We start from the raw sequence: 26,483 nt of genomic DNA on the forward strand, positions 1-26,483 counted from the left end.
GCATGCGTTTGCTTTATTCCCTGATCTGGACTGTTTTATTGCCTGTCGTACTGGCTCGTCTGTGGTGGCGTGGCCGGCGCGAGCCCGGCTATCGTCAGCATATCAGTGAACGTTTCGGCTTTTATTCGTCCTTCAGCGCCAGCCGCATCATCTGGGTGCATGCGGTTTCTGCGGGAGAAACACGTGCGGCGGAACCGCTGGTGCGAGGTTTGCTGGAAAACTATCCGGACGCCAGCATCCTGCTGACCCATATGACGGCGACCGGACGTGAAGCCGGTGCGCAATTATTCGGGCAGAATCCGCGTGTGACGCAAGCGTTTCTGCCTTACGATCTGTGCTTACTGGTCAGGCGCTTCCTCAGACATTTCCGTCCGCAACTATGCGTGCTGATGGAAACCGAAGTCTGGCCAAATCTGATTGCAACCTGTCAGCAGGAAAAAGTTCCGGTGGCGCTGGTCAATGCCCGCCTGTCAGAACGTTCACTGCGTAAAGCGCAACGTTTGTCTTCCCTGATCACACCTGCAGCCAAAGCCATTTCCGTGATCGCGGCGCAAACCAGCGAAGACGCAAGCCGTCTGCAAAGCCTGAGCGGCAACACACCAGCCATTACCGGCAATATCAAATTTGACGTCAGCGTTCCGCAGCAGCAATTAAACGCCGGTGCAGCAATGCGGGCACAATGTGGTACGCGCCCTGTCCTGTTGTGCGCCAGTACACGGGATGGTGAAGAAGCCCTGATTTTAGAAGCCTTTCTCAAAAAATGGCCGCGTGGCAACACAATACAAAATGCGCCATTACTGCTGCTGGTGCCGCGCCATCCGCAACGCTTCGATGCGGTAGCCGAGATGCTGGCACAAGCAGGCTTGCAGGTATTGCGCAGGTCAGCCCTCACTACAACGGAACACACCGCCGCACTGGCATCTGCTGATGTGCTGTTGGGTGACAGTATGGGCGAAATGTTTATGTATTACGCGATGGCGGATCTGGCCTTCATCGGCGGCAGTCTGTTGCCGTTTGGCGGTCACAATCTGATCGAACCCTGCGCCATCGGCAAACCGGTACTGATTGGTTTGCATACCTTTAACTTTTCTGATGTCACCGGTCAGGCCATTGCTGCAGGTGCAGCTTTACGCTGTGCCGATGCGGGGTGTATGCTGGAATCCGCATCAGAATTGTTATCTGACCCTGCCGGACGGCAGCAGATGGGCAGCCGGGCTCTGACCTTTTTCCATCAGCACCAGGGCGCTACAGCGCGCACACTGCAGGTGCTGAAACCTTACCTGTCCTGAAGTCAGTCCCTGAATGACGGTGTTGATCTGCAAGGAATTTCCGCCAGTCCGGAAATTCCTGCGGGTCACTGCCGCTCTTGAGAGCAGTCAATGACATATTCCGAGCTTTCTTTACACTGCCTTAGCCAAATCACTCCTGAGTTAAACCCTACTATGAACGCTGTTGATCAATTACCAGGAATTACTGATATGAATCCCCAAGAAATTTCGCTGGATGTATTACTGGAAAAATATGCCAAGGGCGGTGAAGCCACGATCCATGATGTGCAAAGCCGTGTAGCGCGTGCGCTGGCCAGCGTGGAACAGGCCGATGTCCGCGCTTATTACGAAGAGAAATTTTTGTGGGCGCAAAAGAATGGTTTCGTGCCTGCAGGCCGTATCAACTCGGCTGCCGGTATGGATTTGCGCGCAACCCTGATCAACTGCTTTGTTCAACCGGTAGGTGACTCCGTATCGAATTCCACCGATGGCAAACCCGGCATTTATGCTGCTTTAGCAGATGCTGCGGAAACCATGCGTCGCGGTGGCGGTGTCGGCTATGACTTCTCCACCATACGTCCGAAAGAAGCACTGGTGCGCGGCACACGTTCCCGTGCTTCCGGCCCGGTTTCCTTCATGCACGTTTTCAATGCATCCTGCTCCACCGTGGAATCTGCCGGTGCGCGCCGCGGAGCGCAGATGGGTGTATTGCGTTGCGACCATCCGGATATCCGCGAATTTATCCGTTCCAAAGATCAGGGCGCGCTGACCAACTTTAATATCTCCATCGCCGTCACCGACGAATTTATGGAAGCGGTGGAAAAAGACGGCGATTTCAGTCTGGTACACAAAGCCGAACCCGGCGACGAGAAAAAAACTGCAGGCGCATGGCTGCGCGATGACGGCCTGTGGGTGTATGAAACCGTCCGCGCGCGTGAATTGTGGGACATGGTGATGCGCTCCACCTATGACCACGCAGAACCCGGCATTCTGTTCCTGTCGCGCATGAATGCAGAAAACAATCTGTACTACTGCGAAAAAATCGAAGCAACCAATCCGTGTGCGGAACAACCGCTGCCTGACTACGGTTGCTGCTGCCTTGGCTCCATCAATCTGACCCGCTTTGTGCGCAATGCCTTCCAGCCGGATGCCAGCTTTGATGTGGAAGCCTTCCAGAGCGTGGTTGCGGTCGCGACCCGTATGCTGGACAATGTACTGAATGCAACGGCATGGCCATTACCGCAGCAGGAAGCGGAAGCGATGTCCAAACGCCGCGTCGGCCTCGGTTTCCTTGGCCTTGGCAGCACGCTGATCATGCTGGGCATTCGTTACGATTCCGAACAGGGCCGCGCCTTTGCCGCCAAAGTGTCGGAAGCCATGCGCGATCAGGCCTATTTATCATCGGTCGATCTGGCCAAAGAAAAAGGCGCGTTCCCGCTGTTTGATGCAGAAAAATACCTGAGCGGCACCTTCGCCCGCCGTCTGCCGAAGAACGTGCGGAATGCGATCAGTAAGCACGGCTTGCGTAACTCGCACCTGCTGTCGATTGCACCGACAGGCACGATCACACTGGCTTTTGCTGACAATGCCTCGAACGGCATCGAACCGGCATTTTCATGGGTGTACAACCGAAAAAAACGCATGAAATCCGGCGAAACCCAGACCTACGAAGTGGCAGACCACGCATGGCGTCTGTATCGTGCAATGGGTCATGATGTATCCGACAGCAGCAAGCTTCCGCAACAGTTTGTGACTGCGCTGGAAATGTCTGCCGCCGACCATATGCAAATGCTGGAAGCGGTGCAGCCTTACATTGATTCCTCGATTTCCAAAACGGTTAACGTTCCGGCGGATTACCCTTACGACGATTTCCAGAGCCTGTATTTCGACGCATGGAAAGCCGGCCTGAAAGGTCTGGCGACTTACCGTCCGAATAATGTGCTGGGCAGCGTGTTATCGGTTGCCAGCGAAACGCCGGTGGCGGCTCCGGAAGTCCGTACGCAACCGGATGAAGACTTACTGCGCAAACAGTTTGAAGGCCGCCCTTTCGGTGATCTGGAATCCGTTACTTCCAAAGTGCAGTACACCACTTACGAGGGCAAAAAAACCGTGTATCTGACGGTCAGCTTCATCCATGTCGAAGGGGTGGTTGGCGGTGAACGCGTGACGATTGAACGTCCGTTTGAATTCTTCATGCCTGCCGGTCAGAAAAATGACGGCCAGCAATGGATTTCCGCCAGTATGCGTCTGCTGTCGATGGCAGCACGTTCCGGTGGTTCCATCGCCAAAGCGCTGGCCGATATGCGCGAAGTGGTGTGGGATAAAGGCACGGTGCGCTGCGGCACCATCACCAAAGAAGATGGCAGCACCGTACCACTGTTCCATGAGTCTGAAGTCGCTGCGATTGGCTACTGTCTGCAGCGTATTCTGGTCAAACGCGGCTATCTGGATGCCAACGGCAATCAGATTCCGGTACAGGTACTGGCGGAACGTTTCAAAGTCCGTGCGCAACAATACGGTCTGGAAGATCTGAACGATGAAGCCGACCACACACCGTTGCAAGCGAGCAGCGGCGGTAAAAAATGTCCGGAATGCGGTGCTCATGCATTGCAGAAAATCGATGGCTGCAGCCGTTGCGTTGCCTGCGGCTATGTCGGCGCCTGCGGCTGACGACGGATGCAGGATCGCTGACAGCCAATGCTCACGGCAACAGCTGAATGAAAAAAGCGGACTTCACCAGTCCGCTTTTTCTTTTGTCCGCCAGCGCCAGCAGATACCCGACCGCTCCGGATTGCCCCCAAATTGCCAAAAATGCCCGAAATGCGGTGTTCTGCACAGGTTTTTGGCCTTTTTTCACGGTTGTCCGCGAAAACGCTCGCTCTCCGGGCAGGTGATTTTTTGCATAAATGCGGACTTCTGCACAACGGCGGTCGCCAGCGGCGCAGATAATGCATAAAAAAACCGGCCTGACTACAGGCCGGTTTTCAGCTAACAGGATCAGTCTGATCCGGCAAATGCTTATTTCGCCGGACGGTTCAGATGATCTTTTAACCAGTCCAGCACGGTGTGATGCCACAGCACGGAATTGGCGGGTTTGGTAACCCAGTGGTTTTCATCCGGATAAATCAGCAGTTTACTTTCAATACCGCGACGCTGCAGCGCTGTGAAGGTGCCCAGTGCCTGTTCGGTCGGAATACGGAAATCAAGCTCGCCCTGCACCACCAGCATCGGCGTTTTCCAGTTTTTCACGAAACGCACCGGATTGAATTTCTCGTGCAGTTCCGGCACATCGTAGTAAGCGCCGCCGTTTTCCCATTCGGTGAACCAGATTTCATCGGTCGCATACGCCATGCCGCGGGTATCGAATACGCCGTCATGATTAACGATGCAGCGGAAGCCATCGTTCCAGTTACCGGCGATCCAGTTCATCATATAGCCACCATACGATGCACCCAGCGCGCAGGCGCGGCTGGTATCCAGCCACGGATATTTCTGTGCCGCCGCTGCCAGACCTTTTTTCAGATCTTCCAGCGGTTTGCCGCCCCAGTCACCACTGATGGAATCAGTGAATTTCTGGCCGTAACCGGTGGACCCATGGAAATCGATAAACACCGCAGCATAACCGGCACCAGCATAAATCTGCGGATTCCAGCGGTAACCCCACTCATTGCCAAAGCTGCCCTGCGGGCCGCCATGCACCAGAAACGCGACCGGATAACGCTGCCCCGGCTGCGCATTCCACGGCTTCATCACATAGCCGTACACCGTTTCACCATTCGCACCGGCAAAGCTGAACTGTTCGTATTCGCCGAGACGGATATCTTTCATCATCGCCGCATTGCGCTCCGTCAGACGGGTCATTTTTGCAGCCTCAGTCTGCGCTGCACTGCTGAGGCGGGTGCTGAACAACTGGCTGTCACCGGACAAACTGGCATGGCTGATGACCAGTGTATCGCCATGCGTATCAAAGCCATTCACCGAACCGGCGCCAGTCAGGGTGCGCACTTTGCCGCTGGCAACATCCAGCGCAAACAAGCGATGCTGACCGATATCATCCGCCACCGCCAGAATCTGACGACCATCGCTGCTCCAGCGGAAATCCATCGCCGAACGGTCCCAGTCTGCCGCCAGCGCACGCTTTTTGCCCGTCGCCACATCCATCAGCATGACCTGAAAACGGTCTGCTTCAAATGTCGGACGTTTCATCGCCAGATACGCCAGCGTTTTGCCATCCGGCGAAAAACGTGCCTTGGTATCCCAGGCCTGATTGTCTGCGGTCAGGTTTTTCGGCAAGGCAGAGCCATCCGCCGGTACCTGATACAGATCGAAATTCGTCGACCACGCTTCGGTTTTGCCTGCAATACGTGCGGCAAACACCACGGTCTTGCCATCCGGACTGAACTGATATTCCTCATGGTCGCCATCCGGACGGGAAGGCACATCACCATCCAGTGTCAGGCTCAGCGGTACCGGTTCACCACGCACCTTGCCATCGCTGCCAATCGCAGCACTGAACAGAGTTGCACGACGGCCATCGGCCCAGACATCCCAGTGACGTACAAACAGGCGGTCATAAATACGACCGGTGGTTTTTTGTTGTTTTTGCACTGCCAGTTTGTTTGTCGTGCACTGCAGCACTTTGCAGTCATGGAACACCGCCAGACTGAACAATAAGCGGTCGCCTTTGGGGGAAAGGCGGAAATTATCCACATCCAGCGGCAAATCCGTTACCTGCTGCGCTTCACCACCTTGTAAAGGCAAGCGCCAGATCTGGCTGCTGCCGGAACGGGAAGACAGAAAATATACTGCGTCGCCGTTTGGCGACCATTCTGCATCACTGGCCTCCGTGGTGGTCAGTTGCTGCTCTTTACCCGGTTTGTTCAGATCCTGCATCCACAAATTCGTGACGCCACGGTTTTTTTCCATGTCGGTCACACGCACGGTGTACAACACTTTTTTGCCATCCGGCGATAACAATGGTGCACCAACACGTTCCATCCGCACCAGATCTTCAATCTGCAAACCACGCACATCAGCTTGTGCACTGCTCCAGCACATTGCGGCCAATGCGGCCAGCAAACGGTATTTCATTACGCCTCCTGTCAACTATGCCGGGTCTGCCGGCAGCGCAGCATTGTAACAGCAGCCGCATGCGCTTATCCGCTCGGCAACAGCGGCTTTCATGGTGCAGCGCGGCAATAATTTTTAGAAATTTTGCTGCTCTGAATAAACCAGAGAACACATCAGATGTTGTGACATTTGTTATAAGAATTTCTTTGCATAAATCTCTAGAATCAAAACATAAAAGTGATATTCATATGCAGGACGGAGGAGGCGCTATGATCAGCATGCAACATTTCACTGCCGGCTTACTGACGCTGATGTTTTGCGGCATGGTCTGGCAAATTGCGCAGCATGGCACAGCAGCAGATAGCGAAGAGCAACAGGCATTGCGCGAACTCGGCTGGCTGAATTCCGCCAAACCGGAGCAGGATGTCAGTGCAGCGATACGCCGCGGCGACCACCGCTTTATCACATGGAGCGACAGTCAGAGACAGGTACCGGGCCTGGAGCAGGCTTGTGCAATTCCACCGCATGCCATCAACAATATGCCCGGCAGCATCACCGTCGCGCATCAGTATGAGCACCGCAAGCTGGCGGCAATTGCGCAAGTCTATGCGGAAGAATACAACTTACAGATGAGTACCTGGCTGCAACGCGAAGGTCTGTGGCGCTGTCAGGCACCTGCCTGATACAGCGCAAACCGGATGCGTCACCCTGCTCAGGTCTGATCATCGCTTGATACTCAGCAAGGCTCTCCGCAGTCTGCACTGGCAGCATACGCCTGCACCGGCACGACTCTGTTATGCTGGTTAAACCGGCCAAAGAACAGCGACGCGCAAATGCCCTGATGTCATGGCCGGCTTCTTCAATGTTTACTGAAAACCGCCATGTCCTGCAAAATTGTTGTCCTGTTTCCTACCGCTACCGAAGCCAGCCTGTTCCGCTCAGATGACGTCATCAGCATCGTTTCCGGCGTCGGCCTGACCTGCACTGCTTACGCCACCATGAAAGCGATTTATGAGCACCGTCCGGACTGGCTGATCTTGTCCGGCATCGCCGGTGTATTTCCGCACTCCGGCATGAAAATCGGCGAAGTTGCACTGGTGGAAGCAGAAGTCGAATCCGATCTGGGCTTCTTCACCAAAGACGGCTTCGTGCATATGGCCCATTTACCGATCGATATGGATTTCGAACGACGTCACACCCTGCACTGCCCGCATTTACCGGAAGACCTGGACATGCGTCGTGCCCGCGGCATTTCCGTGAATGCAGCAATGGCACCGTTTATCGATACCACACAGTCTGATCTGGAAAATATGGAAGGCGGCGCATTTTTCCATGTCTGCCTGAAAGAGCAGCAGCGCTTCATTGAGCTGCGCGCCATCTCGAATATCGTCAGCACCGAAGATGATCAGTGGGATATGATGGGCTCCGTTGCGGCGATGACAGAAGGCCTGCACCGCCTGATTCGTCACTTGCAGCAAGGTTAAATACAGTTAAGAAAGCGGCATGGCGGCGTGAACGGTGTACGATGGTGGTAAGGAGGTTAATATGCAAAACGTTCATTGGCTGGAAACCAGTCAGCGCTCAATACTGGTTGTAGTGCCGACCTGGATCATCTGGTGCGGACTGATTGCTTTTTCTGCGCCGTATCGCCCTGATGGTGTTGCGTTCATGCTGTTTCTGTTTTCCGCCGGTATTTGCTTTCTCGGCTGCAGCTGGATGATGGCACCATTGATGCCGGAACGATTCGGTCTGTTCACCCGCTTGCTGTCGCAGACAATCTCAGGTCTGGTTCCGTTCGCGTTTATCGTATTAATCGGACATTATCTGGGCACGGCTACCCGTCACTGGCTCAGCTGAGCTTTACCTGAACCGCAGGCAAATACCTGCCTGCGGTATTCTGTGCGATCATGGCAGACTGTTCACACTGCATGTGCCTGCCAGCCCCTCATGTATCAAATTGCCGATCCTGATCCGCGCTTATCCAGCCTGCTACTGCCTACTCTGGTGTTACATCTGGATGGCTGCAGTGGCAGCATTCCGGCGGCACTTAGTCCTTCCCTGCATTTTTTTCTGCGTGGTGGCGGTGAAATTCTCGGGCCTGATGGTGAATATCATCCGATTCCGGATGCCTATTTACTGGGACCGTTCATCGAACATTTTCATACCCGCTATCAGCCAGGAACTGTCGCATTTTCCGTCTGTTTCCGACCAGGTGTGCTGTATGAAGCCTGCGGCATTCATCCCGCTGGTCTGGTAGGAGCCTACCGGCTAATGCACGAAGTATTTCCGGCTGAGGCCTGTCAGGGACTGATGCAGGCACGACATCAGCAATTCAGCATCAGCGACGGTCTCGCTGCGTTTCAGGTATTTTTACTGGCTGTACTTCCACACAGCAGAACCGGCTTGTTTGCCGACGTACTGATGAAGGCCCAGCACAAAATTTTCTTTCCGATGGTGGACTTATCCGAGGCGCTGGGCTTTGGTCAGCGTCAGCTCGAAAGAAGAATTATGGATGCATTCGGCTTGCCGTTACGGGATATACGCCGCATGTCACGCTATGGTTATTCCATGCTGCATCTGCTGAGCAACCGCCCGGAACACGGCGAACTGACCCGGATCGCACAGGAGTTCGGCTATTACGATCAGGCACATATGGCCAGAGAATTCGTCAGCTTAATTGGTCATAGTCCTACGCAGCTTTTACAAAAAATCGCATCAGATGATCCCGGTTACTGGCTGTACCGTATTGCACCAGCAGATTTCAGACGCTTGTTTTACGTTGTCTGATGCATCAGACCCCGGTAATAAAAAAACGCCTCAGCATGATGCACTGAGGCGTTTTTTATTGAACAGCCAGAATGACTGTACGCGTTACTGTTGCAGCAAGGTGTTAATTTCGTTCAGATCATCTTCTTTCAGAGAACCTGCCGCTGCTTTCAAGCGCAAGCCATTCAGAATCGTATCGTAACGGGCTTTCGCCAGATTCTGACGCGTGGTGTACAACTGCTGCTGCGCATTCAGAACGTCGATATTAATACGGACACCAACCTGATAGCCGAGCTTGTTCGAATCCAATGCTGACTGGCTGGAAATTTCTGCCGCTTCATACGCTTTCACCTGTGCCAGACCGCTGGTCACGCCGGCATATGCCTGACGTGCACCAAGCGCTGCAGTACGGCGATTTGCCTCCAGATCATTACGTGCTTTTTCTTCCAGTGCGATGGCTTCTTTAACGCGACTGTCAACAGCGAAACCGGCGAAGATAGGAACAGACCACTGAATACCAATCGAATTCGATTTCGAAACACCACTACCACTGGCACCGGCAACAGAAGAGCTGCGGCCAGAAGATGCCACCAGATCTACTGTCGGATAATGACCTGCACGGTTCAGTTGAATCGTGCGTTTCGCGATTTCCACATTCAGTTCAGACGCAGTTACGCCATAGTTCTGTTTTTCTGCAGCGCTGACCCAGTCGTTAATACCAACCGGGTTCGGAGACGCCAGTTTCACCGCTGGTTTCAGCGTTGCCAGCGCACCGGCAGGCTTGCCGATGATTTGCTGCAATGCCGATTTTTTGACTTCCAGATCGCTTTGCGCTGCCAGTTCCTGTGCTGTTACCAGATCGTAACGTGCCTGTGCTTCATGGGTATCAGTGATGGTTGCTGTACCGACTTCGAAGTTGCGCTTCGCTGATGCCAGCTGCTCAGAAATCGCTGTTTTTTGCGCCTTCAGTGTTTCCAGAGAATCCTGCGATGCCAGAACATCAAAGTACGCCTGCGCAACACGCAAAATCAGATCCTGACTTGCCTGTGCAAATTGCGCTTCGCTGATCGCAACCGACAATTTGCCTTGCTCATATTGCTGCCAGTTTGCCCAGCGGAACAGTGGCTGAGACAGGCTCAAACTCACAGAATTACTGTAAGACGTGATACTGCGGTCAGGAACAGGTAAATCGCTTTGCAGCGTACTGTTGGTACGGATATCACTGCCACTGAGGCCGATTGTCGGCAGCAAACCGGAGCGTCCCTGTACGTATTTTTCCTGCCCTGCGCTCAATGCAGAACGGGCACTGGCAAACGTCGCATCATTTGCAAGCGCATCTTTATACACTTGCAGCAAATCCGTTGCCTGCGCCTGCAGACTGAAAAAAGCACTTGCGAGCAAAGTCGCAATCAAAGGCTTACGCATGTAACGCTCCGTCAAAAAGTAAAATTAATAAGTCGGCATCGAAGGGTCGACCTGCAACGCCCACGCATGCACACCGCCGGTCATATTCCAGACATTCGCAAATCCCTGAGCGATCAGAAAATGTGCGACCTGCATGCTGCGACCGCCGTGATGGCAGATACAAACAATCTCGGCATCCTGATCCAGTTCATTCATACGCACAGGTACGGTACGCATCGGCATCAGTTGTACGTTGGCAATATGACAGGTTTCATACTCCGCTGGTTCCCTGACATCCAGTAAAACAGGTGCTTTTCTTTGCGAATCCGCCAGCCATGCGGCCAGTTCAGTAGCAGTAATGTGTTGCATGGACGAGTTTACTTTCTGTCAGAAGCTGAATTTAGACGCTGGTGTCGCACCCGGCAGCAATGGCAATACGGTGTCGAACACTTCTTTGCTGGTGAATGCCGTATCGGATACGCGGGTGATCAGTAATGCGCGCATCATTGGCAGTTCGCCAACAAATGCCAGCAAACGGCCACCGACATTCAATTGTTTTTGCAGTTGCTCCGGCAACTGGTTCAGTCCACCGGCGACAACGATCACATCAAAACGACCGGACTGTTCTGCAGTCAGACCATTCACATTCAGCAACGTGACATTACGCACACCGTCAGCTGCCAGATTTTTTTCTGCCAGCGCTTTCAGTCCTGCATCAGCTTCCAGCACAGTGACATGACGACCGGCATGTGCCAGCAAAGCTGCCAGATAACCGGACGCAGCGCCCAGCAACAAAACCGACTCCTGCTTCTTGACCAGCACTTCCTGCATAACACGTGCTTCCACACGCGGGAACATCGCTTTATGTCCGCCCGGCAGTGGCAGCTCTGTATCAAAGAACGCCATCGATTTCTGCTCTTCAGGGAAATAATTTTCACGCTTCACCACGAGCAGCATGTCCAGCACATCTTTATCCAGTACATTCCATGGACGGATCTGCTGCTCAATCATGTTGAAACGGGCTTGTTCGATATTCATTTCTTCACTCGGTGCATAAATTAAGGGAACCCGCATTTTAGCAAAGCCCATGCCTGCACAGGGGCGAATTCCCAGCTTTCTCTGTATTTCCTGTCACATCTGCAGTGTCTGAAAAGCCTGCCAGCCCGTATCAGGGACGCAATCCATGTAAGGCGAGTTCGATATAGTGCGCCAGATAGTCGTCCAGCTTTTCCGGATCAACCTTACAGACACCAGTCGAATGTTTCCACATCATCATCATAATCATCGGAGAAATCAGCAACCGGGCATCAATTTCCAGATCGACCCGCCGGATTTCCTTGCGCTCCATGCCACGCCTTAACATGCTGGCGACCATGCGCTCACCGCGCTCAATCACTTCTTCCTGATAGAAAGCGGACAACTCCGGAAAATTCCCTGCTTCCGCCATCATCAGCTTGGGCAAGCCCGACAACTTGGTATTACCGACACTTTCCCACCAGGTGCGCATCAGCGTACGGAACAGTTCTTCAGTCGTTCCGGCAAATGAATCCACCATGGACTCTGCTTCACCGATCAGCGGTACCATACCGTTTCGCACGACGGCTTTAAACAATTCTTCCTTGCTCGAATAATACAAATACAAGGTGCCTTTGGAGACACCGGCAGCTTTTGCCACGTCGTCCAGCCGGGTTGCAGCAAAGCCGCGCTCGACGAATAAATCCAGCGCCGCTGACAACAATTCCTGAGGACGCGCTTCTTTGCGCCGCTCCCACTTTGGCTTGCACGGAAAAGACATAAAAGACCCGGTAAAAATAACTTACTCTTGAGTCAGTAATGTAATTCCTGCTGCATACAGCGTCAAGCGAAGACGAGTCGGATCATGTCAAACAAAGCGGCACAACACCACCGGTTTGCGACAGACTGACAGTTTGAAGGAACGGACTGCAGAAAAAGCTTGCCGAAGCAGCAAATAAAACAGGGGAGCCTGCGGCTCCCCTTGGCTAACTTATGTGCGCTGTCTTTTTTTCAGGCTGCGCAATCGGTACGGTGGTCAGACACGGATTTTCATGCTGGCACCACCGCTGAAGTGCAATGCGATTCCGTCGCCGGTTGGCACAATCGCTGCCAGCGCACCACTGACCGGCGTCGCACAGACCTTGCTTCCGTCAGCACGGAACATGGCAAACCAGCGTTTGCTGCTCTGAATAGCGCGGGATGCAGAGCTGACTGCCAGCAGTAAATACTCCGCGCCGCGAATACGGATACTGGCGCTGCGTAATTCGCCTTTAGCAAACTGCAATGGTAACGGCGCGTTGATAATGGTTTCGCCATCGCGCTCGATTTGCATCAGCATGCTGCGGGTGGACTGCAGAGGAGATAACTGAAAACGATAAGCGCCGAGTTGTGCCGGTGTGCCGGAGTGAATTTCCGTTTGTTCACTGAATCCCTGAAAACTGCTGGTCAGACTTCCGGCAGCACTGTCAAGCGCCGTGCTTTCACTGAAAGAGCTTGCTGCTGAGAAATGATCGCTGCGGTCCATATTCGTCTCCTGATAAGTCTGCATATACTGATCTTAAAAGTATTGTCGATCAGTGCACGATTATCAAACCCAAATCATGTGGTAGCGAAAATCAGTACTTTTTATCGAATATTTCTGCCCATTTTTTAGGCAAGCATCATTTCCATAACCTTTACCTCACCACTACCATGCAAAACAGTCGGCGGCTGACGATGGTTTTAGAGTGCCAGCTGGCATAGCGGCATGGTAAGCTTCGACCCGTTTTATTTTTTCCAACCTTTCCGGCAAACGCAAATGGATCTGATACTCGCAATTAAAGTCATTATTATGGGCATCGTGGAAGGCCTGACAGAATTTCTTCCGATTTCCTCGACTGGTCACTTAATTCTCGCGGGCAGTCTGCTGGACTTCACCGGTGAAACTCAAAAAGTGTTTGAAATCGTCATTCAGGCCGGTGCGATTTTTGCTGTTTGCTGGGAATACCGTAAAAAAATCGCCAGCGTGCTGCTGGGTCTGGGCTCCGATACAAAAGCGCGTATGTTTGCGCTGAAATTGCTCATCGCATTCCTGCCGGCGGCCGTGCTGGGCATGCTGTTTTCTAAAAGCATCAAGGCACATTTGTTTGCGCCGGTACCGGTGGCAATGGCCTTCATTATCGGTGGTCTGATTATTCTGTGGGTGGAGCGCCGTCAGGATGGCAAACCGGCACTGGATGATTCCAAAGCACGCATTCAGTCGGTAGATGACATGACCATTGCAGATGCCGTCAAAGTTGGTCTGGCACAGGCATTTGCGCTGGTACCGGGCACCAGCCGTTCCGGTGCCACGATTATCGGTGGCATGCTGTTTGGCTTATCCCGTAAGGCAGCAACAGAATTTTCTTTCTTCCTCGCGATTCCTACCCTGCTGGGTGCAACAGTCTACTCGCTGTACAAAGCGCGTAATGAATTGTCGATGGCAGACTTGCCGATGTTCGGTCTGGGTTCGGTTGCAGCCTTTATTTCTGCATTCTTTTGTGTGCGCTGGCTGCTGCGTTATATCAGCTCGCATGATTTCCGCGTTTTCGCGTGGTACCGCATTGCGTTCGGTATCATGATTCTGATTACGGCTTACACCGGCGTCATCAACTGGGTCGATTAATCTGCAGTGACTGACTCCGTTTCTCCGCTTCACGCTGCCGGAACAGACGACGCATTGTCCCGGCAAGCCTTACATCTGCTGCAAACGGTATTCGGCTATCCGGCCTTCCGTTCGCAGCAGGCACAAATTGTCAGCCATGTCGCCCGTGGCGGCGATGCACTGGTGCTGATGCCCACCGGTGGCGGCAAATCCCTGTGTTATCAGATTCCGGCGCTGCTGCGCAAAGGCGTCGGCATTGTTGTGTCCCCGCTCATTGCTCTGATGCAGGATCAGGTCGATGCACTCGAAGAAGTCGGTGTTCGTGCCGCCTTTCTGAATTCCACACAAAGCTTTGATGAAATTCTGGAAGTCGAACGCCGTATGCGCGAAGGCACGGTGGATCTGGTGTATATCGCACCGGAACGCTTGCTGACCCAGCGCTGTCTGGAAGTACTGGAAATCACACCGATCGCTTTATTTGCGATTGATGAGGCGCACTGCGTATCGCAGTGGGGCCATGATTTCCGTCCTGAATACATGCGCTTGTCGGTGCTGCATGAACGCTTTCCGGATATCCCGCGCATCGCCTTAACCGCAACTGCGGATCAGCAAACCCGCCAGGAAATTATTTCGCATCTGCAGCTGGAAAATGCGCTGCAGTTCGTGGCATCGTTTGACCGCCCGAATATACGCTACCAGATCGTTGAAAAAGCCAACGGGCGTAAGCAGTTGCTGGACTTTATCGAAGCCCAGCACAAAGGCGATGCCGGAATTGTGTATTGCCTGTCGCGCAAAAAAACCGAAGAAACTGCTGCGTTTCTGAATGAGCACGGCATTCCCGCCCTCGCCTATCATGCTGGCATGGAATTGCAGGAACGTACCGCTAACCAATCCCGCTTTCTGCGCGAAGACGGCATTGTGATGTGCGCCACCATTGCATTTGGTATGGGAATTGATAAACCGGATGTACGCTTCGTTGCGCATCTGGATTTACCGAAAAGCATAGAAGGTTATTATCAGGAAACCGGTCGCGCCGGACGCGACGGTGCAACTGCAAATGCATGGATGGCGTACGGCCTGCAGGACGTCGTCATGCAAAGACGCATGATCGAAGAATCCGAAGCCAGCGATCTTCACAAACGTGTGCTCGGTGAAAAACTCGATGCGATGATCGCACTGTGCGAAACCCTGAGCTGCCGCCGCGTGCATATGCTCGGCTATTTCGGGCAGGCATCCGGCCCCTGCGGTAACTGCGATACCTGCCTGCAGCCGCCAACCTCATTTGACGGCACGGTCGCTGCGCAAAAGCTGCTATCGACCATTTACCGTGTGGGTCAGCAATTTGCTGCAGGCCATGTAATTGATATTTTGCGTGCACAGGAAACTGAGCGCGTCCAGCAATGGCGGCACCATGAGTTATCGGTGTTCGGCATCGGCATCGATAAGAGTGAAGCCGAATGGCGGGCGATTCTGCGCCAGCTGATTGCGCTCGGCTTTGTCATGGTCGATTACGAACATTACAGCGCACTGCGTCTGACCGAAGCGGCACGTCCGGTACTCAAAGGCGAAGAAAAAATCCGCCTGCGTCAGTATCAGAAAGCCGCCAAAGCCGTCAAACATAAACGCCAGTCTGCCACCGATTTTGCTGAAACTGAACTCAACAGCGAGCAGCAAGCCATGTTTGAAAAACTGCGCTGGTGGCGGGTGGAAACCGCACGTGAACACAATGTACCGGCGTATGTGATCTTCCCTGACGCAACGCTGCGGGAAATTGCGCGCAGCTGCCCGCAAACGCTGGAAGCACTGCGCGGCGTTTCCGGTGTCGGCGATAAAAAGCTGGAAAGCTACGGCGCAGCCATCCTGAAAATGACCAGTCCTTCCGGCGAGGATTAAGATGTCACGCGCAGAACGCTTGCTCGATCTGATGCAGATACTGCGCCGCCACCGTTATGCAATCACGGCGCAACAGCTCGCAAACGAACTGGGCATCAGCGTGCGCAGCGTGTATCGTGATATCGCTGCCCTGCAACGACAGGGTGCCAAAATTGAAGGCAGTGCCGGCACCGGTTATGTGCTGCGTCCCGGCTCCACGCTGCCGCCGCTGATGTTCGACACCGAAGAAACCGAAGCACTTGCGCTGGGCATACGCTGGGTGTGTGACCGTGGTGACCCGCGGTTGTCACTGGCGGCACGCAATGCGCTGGCGAAAATTGCTGCGGTATTGCCTGCCGAAGCAAAACGGGAACTGGAAACCAGCGGCTTACTGATCGGCCCGACATTCGACAATCCCGGCGGCGAACAATGGCTGGCTGAAATCCGGCTGGCGATACGCCAGCAAAACCGTATCCGCATTCAGTATCAGGATGAACAGCAACGCAGCAGTGAACGCTGCCTGTGGCCGTTTGCGCTGGCATTCTTCGACAATATCCGGGTGTTAGTTGCGTGGTGCGAATTGCGGCAGGACTTCCGCCATTTCCGCACCGACCGCATCGCGGGTCTGCAGCGGCTGGATGAACGCTATCCGGCATCACGCCAGCAGTTGCTGCAACAATGGCGTGCTCAGCAAGGCATCACTACTGACAGAAACTGACACAAGCCACAGGCATGATCTTGTTTGTCCGGTGCCATTCCGGCACCCCCAACACCAGGAGAAATCATGTCTGCATCTACTTATCTGCTGTTTTATGTGAACGACCCGCAACGCAGTGCTGACTGGTACGCGCAACTGTTGCAATCAGCACCGCTGGAAGCCAGTCCCGGTTTTGCTTTGTTTGCGTTAGCCGATGGCACCAGACTGGGTTTATGGAAGCAGGATGCGGTACTGCCTGCCAGCCAGCAGGCTGCCGGAGCAACGGAATTATGTCTGATGCTGGAAAGTCAGGCTGCTGTCAGTACCGAGTTTGCACGCTGGCAAACCCTGAATCTGCCGGTACTGCAAATGCCGCAAGACATGGACTTTGGCTTTACCTGCGTGACTGCTGATCCGGATGGTCACCGCATTCGCATCTTCCATCCGGCGGCGTAAGCAAGACCGCTGACAAAGGGCTTCAGTGCATAGCGGCGCTGTGCGTTTTCCAGTAACGCATCAGCGCCGCTTTGCCGGAAATGCCGAGTTTTTCATAGACCTGATGCGCCTGATTGCGCACGGTGGCGGGCTGATTACCGAGAGTTCGGGCAATTTCCTTATAGCTCAGACCTTCGCTGAGCAATTGCGCGACGCGGTTTTCTGCGGGACTCAGCGGTAGCTGAATGCGGACCTCTGTTAACGATAAAAATAACAAACCGTGCTCCTGCCGCCAGCGCACTTGCAACGTTCCATCCTGTATCACGCCGGAAAAGTCCGCCAGTAATAAGCGATGCAGACGCTCCGGCAAAAACGGCGGACGCCAGTCCGGATAATGCCGAAACATCAGCGCAGACAAGGCTGGATCAACATACATGATTTGTCCGTTCAGCCCGCTGATCAGACTATGCTGCTGGCTGCCATACAATTTACCGACGTGCAGTTCGCGGTTGGTCAGAAACGCGCGGAAAATATGCGGCAGAACCGCATTCGCCAGCCGGCACTGGACACTGGTATACCGCGCAGAAGATTTGGCACGCCACAGCGACAGGGTTTGCATGGGATAACCATTGGATGATGGCAGCACCATGGTCAGGGTATTCAGTGCTTCGGTCGCAACGGCGTAATCTTTTAAGTGCTTTTCTCCGAAATCGCCGGCATGTCCATGCACCGCCGTTTGCGGACAACGAAAACCGGCCTGTATCAGCGGATCACTGCTGACCAGTTCACGCAGATCATGCATCTTTTCATAACCCAGCATTTCCATGCGCAAGCGCAGCTTACGTTCTGCATCGATATTAAATGCCGATGCCGAGGTCATTCTTAACTGCTGATTTTCTGCCGCAGAAAACTGTACGTAACCGCCACTGTCAAAGCGCAGCAAGGTTTGTAAATGCCCAAACGCGTGGCGGGTGAACTGTTCAACACCCAGTGCTGGTACGGCGTCATACAGATTCAGTAAAAAATGGCTGAGCTGTTCGGTATTCATAGCGTTGAGTGAAATGATCAGATATGCAAGGGATTGCTGCGGGTGCGGAGCATTCTAGCCGGACACAAAGACGTAACACAATGTCAACATCGGCAAGTCTTAAGAAACCCGGCTTTCATTTCCTGACAACAATGTTTTTGTCGCAAACAACCGACAACCCGAAACGCGTTGTAAGAAAAACCGGGCGTTTCGCAGTGTGTTATTTCAAAGGAAACCGGCGACGGCAGAAACTATAAGAACTTATAGCTTGACCCGCTATGCAGAAAGTTGGCGCAAAAAAGCTTAAGGCTGCAGCAGGCCCAGCGCCAGTGCTCGGGCGACGGCTTGTGTGCGTGTGGTGGTTTGCAGTTTGCGGCTGGCGTTACTGATATGAAAAATCACGGTCGCTTCCGCCAGCCCCAGGATGCGGGAGATTTCCCACGAAGTTTTTCCAGCCGACACCCAGTTCAGCACTTCCGCTTCCCTGCGTGTCAGGCTAATCTTATGAGCGGCGTGATTCACAGGCAAACCCAGTCTGCAGACCGATTCATGCAGATACGCCAGCAACATATATCCCTGCGCCAGACGGCTTTCAACGCGGCGGCGCTCGCTGGCATTGCTGCGCTCAGAGGTCAGACTGAAAATCGCCAGCTCGCTGCTTTTCCCGATCACCGAAAAGGTAGCACCGGCAGCCAGTCCGTGTTCTGTCGCTTCCTGAAACAGGGTTTTCACCCGCTTGCTGTCAGGTGCAGGCTGCTGATGCCAGATCACCGGAACAATCGAACGGGAGCAATGCGTCACCAGCGGATCAATCTCAATATAATTTTCAGACTGATAGCGTTCAAACCACGATTCCGGATACGAAGAAATCACGCCGCCATGCTTTTGTTCAGTACCATCGAAAATAAAACGTGCGCGTTCACCATCCGCTTTCACCGGAGCGTGTGCGCCGTAATGAAATGAGGAAAAGCCCAGCTGATGCGCAGCATCACGTACCGCTGCACTGAGCGCTGTCACGGAGGTGGCCTGCAGTATGGCTTCATAGGGATAAATCAGCTGGCTCACCGGCGTCCGCGTCAGTATGTGAATTGCATTATTTTAATGCAACAGCTTACCTGCCGAGTAACGAAGTGCTGCATCAATTACATGCTGACCGCAGATACAACACGCCATCCGAAACAGCGATATGGCGATGAATAGCCCCGGGAACCGTCCGGAATGCCAAAAAACAGCCATTTTGCGGACTTCGGCATAGCGATCCGGCGGTCGTCGGCAGAAAGTCTGGCTCTCCGAAAATGACAAATGACGATACCGGCATAATTCTCACCTGTTTCAGCCCTGAAAAGCTGATCAACTGTACATAAGCTGAAAGCTGTCCACAGCATCGCAGACAGACAAAACAAAAAGCGCACCACAGCGGGTGCGCTTTTTATCTGAAACCGGAGAGACGACAGCCGCAAGCAGGCGGCGCCGGAAAGCATCAGGCTTTTTTGCGGAATACCAGATCCCATACGCCGTGACCTAAACGCAGACCACGGTTTTCGAACTTGGTGACCGGGCGGTAATCCGGACGCGGGGCATAGCCGTCTGCAGTGTTTTCCAGCGCTTTTTCTGCGCTTAACACTTCCAGCATTTGCACTGCGTATTCTTCCCAGTCAGTTGCGCAATGGATGTAACCACCGGGTGCCAGACGGGAAGCCAGCAATTCCACCATCGGGCCCTGAATCAGGCGGCGTTTGTTATGGCGCGCCTTGTGCCACGGATCAGGGAAAAACACATGAACACCGTGCAGACTGCCCGGCGCCAGCATGTAGTTCAGCACTTCCACCGCATCGTGCTGAATAATGCGCTGATTGCTCAGGCCCATTTCTTCGGTCAGCTTCAGCAGGCTGCCGACGCCCGGCGTATGCACTTCGACGCCGACAAAGTTCAGATCCGGCAAGGCTGCGGAAATTTTTGCACTGGTTTCACCCATACCGAAACCGATTTCCAGCACCAGCGGTGCGGAACGCGGGAATGCGGTGTTCAGATCAGTGACTTCTTTTTGATAAGAAATCATGTACTTCGGGCCCAGTTGTTCCAGCGCACGCGCCTGCGCATCAGACAAACGTCCGGCCCGGGTCACAAAGCTGCGGATACGACGCTCGTTCGGGTCGTACAGCATGGATTTGGTTGTTTTTTCAGAATCAGACATAAGAAGATTTTTCGTGATGCGCGCACAGACAATCCGGCGCAAAACCCGTCATTGTACGTGGCTGTCAGAGAAATTGCCATGCGGGGCGATGGTGCCAGACTTCGCTATCCCGGGCGGTATTCATTTCCTGCAATTGCCGAGCCACCTGCGGCACCGATAAATGCAGCGCCGCATCGCTGCTTTGCACCAGATCCACACCCAGCGCACACAAATACTGCCAGTGCTGAGCATGATCCGGCACCACTGCGCACACGGTCTTCGCACTGCCATGCGCCATGATCAGCACAGCACGGCACATCGCCAGCAAACCGGCGGCAGGCGGGAATTCGGCGCACAGCGCGGCGCTGAGTTGCACACTGTGCAGCGGCCAGTGATTCAGGGCATTCAGTGAACTGATTCCGCTGCCGAATCCGCCAAGCTCCCAGCCAAATCCCAGCTGCGTCAGCTGCTGCATCATGGTCAGCCCCTCGGGATATCCGGCAAACGCCGTTTCTCCGGTCTGCAGCACCAGATCGCTGTACCTGATCTGATATTGAGCCGCAATTGCCAGTACATCACCGGCGAAACGGGGATCTCGTAAGCAGACATCCGGTAGCGGCAACACCAGCCGCCTGAATGGCAATTGCGCTGCATGCCATTGCTGCATACAGGCAAAACTCCGGTGCATCAGATAACGGCACAGCTCGCCCGACAATCCATGATTTTGCGCCAGTTGCCACAGGCAGGATTCACTGAGCGACTCTTCCAGCTCAGGGTGTTGCCAGCGCAGGCTGACGCAGTATCCCGCCAGTTGTCCGTGTGGCAGACTGTAGCGCGGCACGAAGACCGGCGACAATTGCAGCTGTTGCAGCGTGCGGCGCAAATCGCGAATCAGCGTCTGTTCCTGCTGCAATTGTTGCTGCCTGTCACGATTGCAAAAGTACAACCCCGCCGCAGCCTGATTCTGTACGCAGATCAGCTGCGCTTGCTGCCACAGGCTTTCTGCCTGCTGTCCGTCATCAGGATACATTGCCACACCGGCGGTCACACTGAACTGCAGGCTTTCACCAAGCAGTATCAGCGGTTCGCGCAGTGCCGCCGCCAGTGACTGATACCAGTTCAGCAGCTGTACATAACTGCACTGCTGACGCAGCAGTATCAGTATTTCTCCCGGCTCGGTCTGTGTCACCAGGTCCTGCATACTCAGACTTCGTCGTATCCGGCAGATCAGCACCGCAAGGATGTGCTGCAAGATTTCGGGCGGATGTGTTTGCGCAAGAAACGGAAACTGAATCAGTTTCAGATGCATCAGCGTATAAGGTGATGGCGTGTCAGCCTGCTGCACATTCTGCCATTGTTGCAAAACACGCCGGACCTGAACTCCGGCCGCAGCAAGCGTTTCGTCCGGCGCTGACGAGGCTTCCGGAAAACTGTCATCAGTAACCAATGCGTCGAACAGGCGTTGCTGACTGATACCCGCATAAAAGTGCAGCGCGACGCCCAGATCAAGCATCGCCAGCCTGAACATCAGAGAAACCCACACAGGTAACTGCGTCTGCAATACGCCGTCATCCTGTTGCACACGCCACATTGCCGCCAGATATTTACGGAACGCGGAAAAATACCAGTCTTTGTGTAAGCCCATTTGCTGATGCGCGAGTAACAAACGATCGCTGTCTTGCTGATAATTCTGCAAATGTCCCTGCTCCAGTAACTGCCCGTACAGTTGCTGTTGCTGTACCCGGATCTGATCAAGCATATGTTCAGGTAGCGCATTGCTGACCATATGGCTGTCATGTAAATGCGCGACAAATACCGGCTCCAGTATGCTGCGGCATCCGCCTGCACGCTGCTCCAGCGTGCGCAGCACATCATATTCCTGCGGGCTCAGCTGCAAGTCCGACATCAGCTGAAATAAGTGATCCTGCTGCAGATTCAATAATTCTGCAAACACGCTCATTGCACTGTCCGTCGCTTGCATCATATCGGCTTCCCTCCGGGCAAAAAACAGCGCAGCCGCACTACCATATGGCAGACTGCCTTGCTGCCATTCATAGTATGCAGAATCACACGATACGCAAGGCCGTGACGCGTAATCCGCCACGCATGTTAGGATGACAAAAATGGAAAGGAGTTTGCCTCATGCCACGTCTGGAACTGGAATTACCCGCCCATGCGTTCTGCTTCAGTACGCAAATTGAAGTCCGTGTCACGGACGTGAATGCCGCAGATCATCTGGGCAATGAAGCACTGGTCGGCTTACTGTCTGAAGCCCGCGCACGTTTTCTGCATCATCTGGGGATAGACGAAACCGGACGTAACGGCCCGGGCATTCTGGTTGCCGATCTGGCAGTGAAATACCGCGCCGAAGCGCACCGCCATGATGCGCTGCTGTTTGAGACCGGATTTTGTGATTTCAATAAGTACGGGGCAGATATCATTTACCGCGTCAGCCGTCCGGCCGATCAGACACTGATCGCAATCGCCAAAACCGGCTTTGTATTTTTTGACTATCAGGCGGGCAAGATGCTGACTGTGCCGGATGATTTCCGGCAACAGTTTGCCGCTGGCTGATACCGGCGGTAATTGCGGTACTGGCGAGATATTACAAATACAGCATGCGCTGACGTTCCTCGTCGGAAGGCTCGATATCGTGCGCTTCGTAGAACGCAAAAATCGCATCTACGATATTGGCTGGTTCATCAATCAGTTGCACAAGATTCAAATCTTCCGGCGAAATCAGACCATTGCCCGCCATCTGGGTTTTAATCCATTCCAGCAAGCCGCTCCAGAAAGCTGTGCCGACCAGAATCACCGGAATCTTGCGCGACTTGCCAGTTTGCATCAGGGTCAGCACTTCACTGACTTCATCCATGGTGCCGAAGCCACCGGGAAACACGACATACGCGTCTGCGTATTTCACGAACGCCACTTTACGCGCAAAGAAATGTCGGAACGTCAGGCTGATGTTTTGCCACGGATTGCTGCGCTGCTCATGCGGCAATTCGATATTCAGACCCACCGACGGTGATGCGCCTTCGTAAGCACCCTTGTTGGCAGCTTCCATAATGCCGGGGCCACCGCCGGAAATCACAGAAAATCCGGCATCCGACAAGCGCCGTGATAAGTCCACGCATTTTTCATAGTAAGGATCTTCCGGTTTGGTGCGGGCAGAACCGAAGATCGTCACTGCCGGACGGATCGACGATAAACGCTCGGTAGAGTCGATAAACTCTGCCATAATCGTGAACATGTGCCAGGACTCGCGTGCCTTGAGTGCTGTGGCCTTATCCTTATCCATAATCTGGCGCAGCTGCGCCACATTTTTTCTGTTTTCGATTTTTTCACTCATATGCAAAATACCCTGTTGTTAGTCGATGGGTCGAGTTATCTGTACCGCGCATTTCATGCGATGCCGGACTTGCGCAATGCACAAGGCGAGCCCACCGGTGCGATTTACGGCATGATCAATATGCTGCGCCGTTTGCGCAGCGATTATCCGGCAGCATACATCGCCTGTGTTTTCGATGCAAAAGGCAAAACTTTCCGCGATGATATGTACGCGGAGTACAAAGCCCAGCGCGCTCCGATGCCCGACGATCTGCGTGCGCAGATTGAACCGATTCATCAGGTCGTGGCCGCCATGGGCTGGCCGATTCTGATGGTGGAAGGTGTCGAAGCAGACGATGTGATCGGAACGCTGTCCGTGGATGCGACCCGCCTCGGCATGCAAACCGTGGTTTCCACCGGCGATAAGGATCTGGCGCAACTGGTGAATGCGAACGTCACGCTGATTAACACCATGAGCAATGAAGTCATGGATGAAGCCGGTGTGCTGGCAAAATTCGGCGTGCGTCCTGACCGCATCATCGACTATCTGACCTTAATCGGCGACACCGTGGATAACGTGCCCGGCGTCAGCAAATGCGGCCCGAAAACCGCCGTGAAATGGCTGACTGAATACGACTCACTGGATGGCGTGATTGCCAATGCCGCCAGTATCAAAGGCGTGGTCGGTGAAAATCTGCGCAATGTGCTGGACTGGCTGCCAACCGGCCGCCAGCTGATTACCGTAAAAACCGACTGCGACCTCAGCGCGCATATGCAAAGCATTACCGACACGCTGATCAGCAAACCGGAAGACAAAGACGCGCTGATCGCGTTCTTCGCGCGTTATGGTTTCAAAACCTGGCTGCGTGAATTGTCCGGCGATGCCACGGCCGGCGCAACGCCGCTGGCAACCGCGCGCCCGCAACCGGATGCGCCGCAACTGGCTGCCAGCAGTCAGGGCAGTTTATTCGGCGATGCCGCTGAAGCCGCTCCTGCGGAATATGTGACTGTACTGACCGAAGCCGCGCTGGACGACTGGCTGAAAGCCGTCGACGCAGCAACACTGACGGCGGTAGATACCGAAACCAATTCGCTGGAACCGATGCATGCGCAACTGGTCGGTATTTCTTTATGCTGCGAAGCGGGCAAAGCCTGCTATATCCCGCTGGCGCATACCGCGCCGGGTTCGCCGGATCAGTTACCGCGTGAACTGGTGCTGAACAAGCTGCGCGGCTGGCTGGAAAATCCGGACAAACTGAAAGTCGGACAAAACCTGAAATACGATGCCCACGTTTTTGCGAATGCCGGTATCACGCTGCGCGGAATCGCGCACGATACGCTGCTGCAATCGTACGTGTTTGAATCGCACCGTCCGCACGATATGGACAATCTGGCGCTGCGTCATCTGGGCAAAAAAACCATTGCTTACGAAGAAGTCTGCGGCAAAGGCGCGAATCAGATCGGTTTTGTGGAAGTTGATATCGAACGTGCCACCGCCTACGCTGCGGAAGATGCCGACATTACCCTGCAGCTGCATCAGGCCATGTATCCGGAAGTGCAGAACAATAAAGGTTTGCAATACGTGTACAGCAATATCGAAGTACCGGTTTCCGTGGTGCTGCAAAAAATTGAGCGCAACGGCGTGCTGATTGATGCGGACATGCTGAACCGTCAGTCCACGGAAATTGCACTGCGTTTGCACGAGCTGGAGCAGCAAGCCTATGTGCTGGCTGAGCAGAGTTTCAATCTGAATTCACCGAAGCAACTGGGCGAGATCTTCTTCCAGAAACTGGGTTTGCCGGTCGTCAAAAAAACGCCGTCCGGCGCACCATCGACCGATGAAGAAGTCTTGCAGAAACTGGCGGAAGATTACCCTTTGCCAAAACTGGTGCTGGAATACCGTGGTCTGGCAAAACTGAAATCGACCTACACCGATAAACTGCCGAAAATGATCCATCCTGAGACCGGACGGGTACATACCAATTACGCGCAGGCAGTGGCGGTGACGGGGCGTCTGGCATCGAATGATCCGAATCTGCAGAATATTCCTGTGCGCACCGCTGAAGGCCGCCGCATCCGCGAAGCCTTTATCGCCGCGCCCGGCCATCACATTGTGTCGGCTGATTATTCGCAGATTGAACTGCGTATCATGGCGCATATTTCCGGCGACGCGAATCTGCTCAAAGCCTTTGCTAATGGGGAAGATATCCACCGCGCCACCGCCGCCGAAATTTTCGGTGTGACAACGGATGTGATCACGAGCGAACAGCGCCGTTACGCCAAAGTGATTAATTTCGGCCTGATTTACGGCATGAGTGCCTTTGGTCTGGCCGGCAATCTGGGCATAGAACGCAGTGCGGCGCAAAACTATATCGACCGCTACTTCCAGCGTTATCCGGGCGTGGCGCAGTACATGGCAGATACCCGTACCAAAGCCAAAGCACATGGTTTTGTCGAAACCGTGTTCGGTCGCCGCTTGTGGTTGCCGGAAATCAATGGCGCGAATGGTCCGCGTCGTCAGGGTGCGGAACGGGCGGCGATTAATGCGCCGATGCAGGGTACGGCGGCCGATCTGATCAAGCTGGCGATGATTGCTGTGCAAAACTGGCTGGAAAGTGCACAGTTACAGACTCGCATGATTATGCAGGTGCATGATGAACTGGTGCTGGAAGTGCCGGATGCCGAACTGGAACTGGTGCGCACCCGCCTGCCGGAACTGATGGCGAATGTCGCAAAACTGGATGTGCCGCTGATCGCCGAAACCGGTATCGGTGCTAACTGGGAAGCAGCGCACTGATACGCTG

At 54.0% G+C, this 26,483-nt stretch carries 24 protein-coding genes; 12 read left to right on the forward strand and 12 right to left on the reverse strand.

The window, feature by feature from the left end; all coding sequences use genetic code 11:
• Nucleotides 1-2 precede the first annotated feature (2 nt).
• Nucleotides 3-1,289 carry a lipid IV(A) 3-deoxy-D-manno-octulosonic acid transferase gene (gene waaA, locus IE092_RS09590; protein ID WP_189356953.1) on the forward strand — a complete coding sequence of 429 codons (1,287 nt, stop codon included), beginning with the start codon at nucleotides 3-5 and terminating at the stop codon, nucleotides 1,287-1,289.
• 153 nt (nucleotides 1,290-1,442) lie between these two features.
• Nucleotides 1,443-3,938, forward strand: a complete 2,496-nt coding sequence (locus IE092_RS09595) for an adenosylcobalamin-dependent ribonucleoside-diphosphate reductase (protein WP_189356954.1) — start codon at nucleotides 1,443-1,445, stop codon at nucleotides 3,936-3,938.
• 31 nt (nucleotides 3,939-3,969) lie between these two features.
• Here the strand turns inward: IE092_RS09595 and IE092_RS09600 are convergent, their stop codons facing one another.
• Together IE092_RS09600 and IE092_RS09605 are read right to left on the reverse strand one after the other, a co-directional pair.
• A complete protein-coding gene (locus IE092_RS09600; RefSeq protein WP_189356955.1) occupies nucleotides 3,970-4,125 on the reverse strand; it encodes a hypothetical protein in 156 nt (51 codons plus the stop codon).
• A gap of 161 nt (nucleotides 4,126-4,286) precedes the next feature.
• Nucleotides 4,287-6,359: a S9 family peptidase gene (locus IE092_RS09605; RefSeq protein WP_189356956.1), complete on the reverse strand. Its 2,073-nt coding sequence runs from the start codon at nucleotides 6,357-6,359 to the stop codon at nucleotides 4,287-4,289.
• A gap of 248 nt (nucleotides 6,360-6,607) precedes the next feature.
• Between IE092_RS09605 and IE092_RS09610 the strand changes: the two genes are divergently transcribed.
• From IE092_RS09610 to IE092_RS09625, 4 genes are all read left to right on the forward strand, one after another.
• Nucleotides 6,608-7,021 (forward strand): hypothetical protein, encoded by a 414-nt coding sequence (locus tag IE092_RS09610; RefSeq protein WP_189356957.1) that lies wholly within the window; start codon nucleotides 6,608-6,610, stop codon nucleotides 7,019-7,021.
• 198 nt (nucleotides 7,022-7,219) lie between these two features.
• Nucleotides 7,220-7,822 (forward strand): phosphorylase family protein, encoded by a 603-nt coding sequence (locus tag IE092_RS09615; RefSeq protein ID WP_189356958.1) that lies wholly within the window; start codon nucleotides 7,220-7,222, stop codon nucleotides 7,820-7,822.
• A 61-nt stretch (nucleotides 7,823-7,883) separates the two neighbouring features.
• Nucleotides 7,884-8,195, forward strand: a complete 312-nt coding sequence (locus IE092_RS09620) for a hypothetical protein (RefSeq protein WP_189356959.1) — start codon at nucleotides 7,884-7,886, stop codon at nucleotides 8,193-8,195.
• Between the two features lie 90 nt (nucleotides 8,196-8,285).
• Nucleotides 8,286-9,125 carry an AraC family transcriptional regulator gene (locus IE092_RS09625; protein WP_189356960.1) on the forward strand — a complete coding sequence of 280 codons (840 nt, stop codon included), beginning with the start codon at nucleotides 8,286-8,288 and terminating at the stop codon, nucleotides 9,123-9,125.
• Nucleotides 9,126-9,209: 84 nt separating this feature from the next.
• Here the strand turns inward: IE092_RS09625 and IE092_RS09630 are convergent, their stop codons facing one another.
• The 5 genes from IE092_RS09630 to IE092_RS09650 form a co-directional block, all read right to left on the reverse strand.
• The gene (locus IE092_RS09630) at nucleotides 9,210-10,529 is read right to left on the reverse strand and encodes a TolC family outer membrane protein (RefSeq protein ID WP_189356961.1); all 1,320 of its coding nucleotides are present in this window, start codon (nucleotides 10,527-10,529) and stop codon (nucleotides 9,210-9,212) included.
• Nucleotides 10,530-10,553: 24 nt separating this feature from the next.
• Nucleotides 10,554-10,877: a rhodanese-like domain-containing protein gene (locus tag IE092_RS09635; RefSeq protein WP_189356962.1), complete on the reverse strand. Its 324-nt coding sequence runs from the start codon at nucleotides 10,875-10,877 to the stop codon at nucleotides 10,554-10,556.
• 18 nt (nucleotides 10,878-10,895) lie between these two features.
• The gene (locus IE092_RS09640; protein ID WP_189357218.1) at nucleotides 10,896-11,546 is read right to left on the reverse strand and encodes a protein-L-isoaspartate O-methyltransferase family protein; all 651 of its coding nucleotides are present in this window, start codon (nucleotides 11,544-11,546) and stop codon (nucleotides 10,896-10,898) included.
• Between the two features lie 130 nt (nucleotides 11,547-11,676).
• Nucleotides 11,677-12,303, reverse strand: coding sequence for a TetR/AcrR family transcriptional regulator (locus tag IE092_RS09645; protein ID WP_189356963.1), 627 nt, complete (start codon nucleotides 12,301-12,303; stop codon nucleotides 11,677-11,679).
• Nucleotides 12,304-12,558: 255 nt separating this feature from the next.
• On the reverse strand, nucleotides 12,559-13,047 hold the full coding sequence (locus IE092_RS09650) for a hypothetical protein (protein ID WP_189356964.1): 489 nt from the start codon (nucleotides 13,045-13,047) through the stop codon (nucleotides 12,559-12,561).
• Nucleotides 13,048-13,320: 273 nt separating this feature from the next.
• Here IE092_RS09650 and IE092_RS09655 point away from each other — a divergent pair, with 273 nt between their 5' ends.
• The 4 genes from IE092_RS09655 (at nucleotide 13,321) to IE092_RS09670 (ending at nucleotide 17,170) form a co-directional block, all read left to right on the forward strand.
• Nucleotides 13,321-14,166 carry an undecaprenyl-diphosphate phosphatase gene (locus IE092_RS09655; RefSeq protein ID WP_189356965.1) on the forward strand — a complete coding sequence of 282 codons (846 nt, stop codon included), beginning with the start codon at nucleotides 13,321-13,323 and terminating at the stop codon, nucleotides 14,164-14,166.
• A 6-nt stretch (nucleotides 14,167-14,172) separates the two neighbouring features.
• Nucleotides 14,173-16,038, forward strand: a complete 1,866-nt coding sequence (gene recQ / locus IE092_RS09660; RefSeq protein ID WP_229793123.1) for a DNA helicase RecQ — start codon at nucleotides 14,173-14,175, stop codon at nucleotides 16,036-16,038.
• A gap of 1 nt (nucleotide 16,039) precedes the next feature.
• The gene (locus IE092_RS09665) at nucleotides 16,040-16,735 is read left to right on the forward strand and encodes a helix-turn-helix transcriptional regulator (RefSeq protein WP_189356966.1); all 696 of its coding nucleotides are present in this window, start codon (nucleotides 16,040-16,042) and stop codon (nucleotides 16,733-16,735) included.
• Between the two features lie 66 nt (nucleotides 16,736-16,801).
• Nucleotides 16,802-17,170, forward strand: a complete 369-nt coding sequence (locus tag IE092_RS09670) for a VOC family protein (RefSeq protein WP_189356967.1) — start codon at nucleotides 16,802-16,804, stop codon at nucleotides 17,168-17,170.
• A 22-nt stretch (nucleotides 17,171-17,192) separates the two neighbouring features.
• Here IE092_RS09670 and IE092_RS09675 read toward each other — a convergent pair whose 3' ends face one another.
• From IE092_RS09675 to IE092_RS09690, 4 genes are all read right to left on the reverse strand, one after another.
• Complete coding sequence (locus IE092_RS09675) at nucleotides 17,193-18,197, reverse strand: helix-turn-helix transcriptional regulator (RefSeq protein ID WP_189356968.1); 1,005 nt, start codon at nucleotides 18,195-18,197, stop codon at nucleotides 17,193-17,195.
• A 282-nt stretch (nucleotides 18,198-18,479) separates the two neighbouring features.
• Nucleotides 18,480-19,241 carry a LuxR family transcriptional regulator gene (locus IE092_RS09680; protein ID WP_189356969.1) on the reverse strand — a complete coding sequence of 254 codons (762 nt, stop codon included), beginning with the start codon at nucleotides 19,239-19,241 and terminating at the stop codon, nucleotides 18,480-18,482.
• A gap of 415 nt (nucleotides 19,242-19,656) precedes the next feature.
• Entirely contained in the window at nucleotides 19,657-20,370 is a 714-nt protein-coding gene (gene trmB / locus IE092_RS09685) for a tRNA (guanosine(46)-N7)-methyltransferase TrmB (RefSeq protein WP_189356970.1), read from the reverse strand.
• Between the two features lie 64 nt (nucleotides 20,371-20,434).
• Complete coding sequence (locus tag IE092_RS09690; protein ID WP_189356971.1) at nucleotides 20,435-22,333, reverse strand: EAL domain-containing protein; 1,899 nt, start codon at nucleotides 22,331-22,333, stop codon at nucleotides 20,435-20,437.
• Nucleotides 22,334-22,491: 158 nt separating this feature from the next.
• Here IE092_RS09690 and IE092_RS09695 point away from each other — a divergent pair, with 158 nt between their 5' ends.
• Nucleotides 22,492-22,923, forward strand: coding sequence for an acyl-CoA thioesterase (locus IE092_RS09695; protein WP_189356972.1), 432 nt, complete (start codon nucleotides 22,492-22,494; stop codon nucleotides 22,921-22,923).
• A 31-nt stretch (nucleotides 22,924-22,954) separates the two neighbouring features.
• Here IE092_RS09695 and IE092_RS09700 read toward each other — a convergent pair whose 3' ends face one another.
• Entirely contained in the window at nucleotides 22,955-23,689 is a 735-nt protein-coding gene (locus tag IE092_RS09700; RefSeq protein ID WP_189357220.1) for an LOG family protein, read from the reverse strand.
• 12 nt (nucleotides 23,690-23,701) lie between these two features.
• On the opposite strand from IE092_RS09700, the gene polA reads away from it, so the two are divergent.
• A complete protein-coding gene (gene polA / locus IE092_RS09705; protein WP_189356973.1) occupies nucleotides 23,702-26,476 on the forward strand; it encodes a DNA polymerase I in 2,775 nt (924 codons plus the stop codon).
• Nucleotides 26,477-26,483 lie beyond the last annotated feature (7 nt).

The organism is Cognatundibacterium squillarum, assembly GCF_014652435.1.
GTDB lineage: Bacteria > Pseudomonadota > Gammaproteobacteria > Burkholderiales > Burkholderiaceae_D > Undibacterium > Undibacterium squillarum.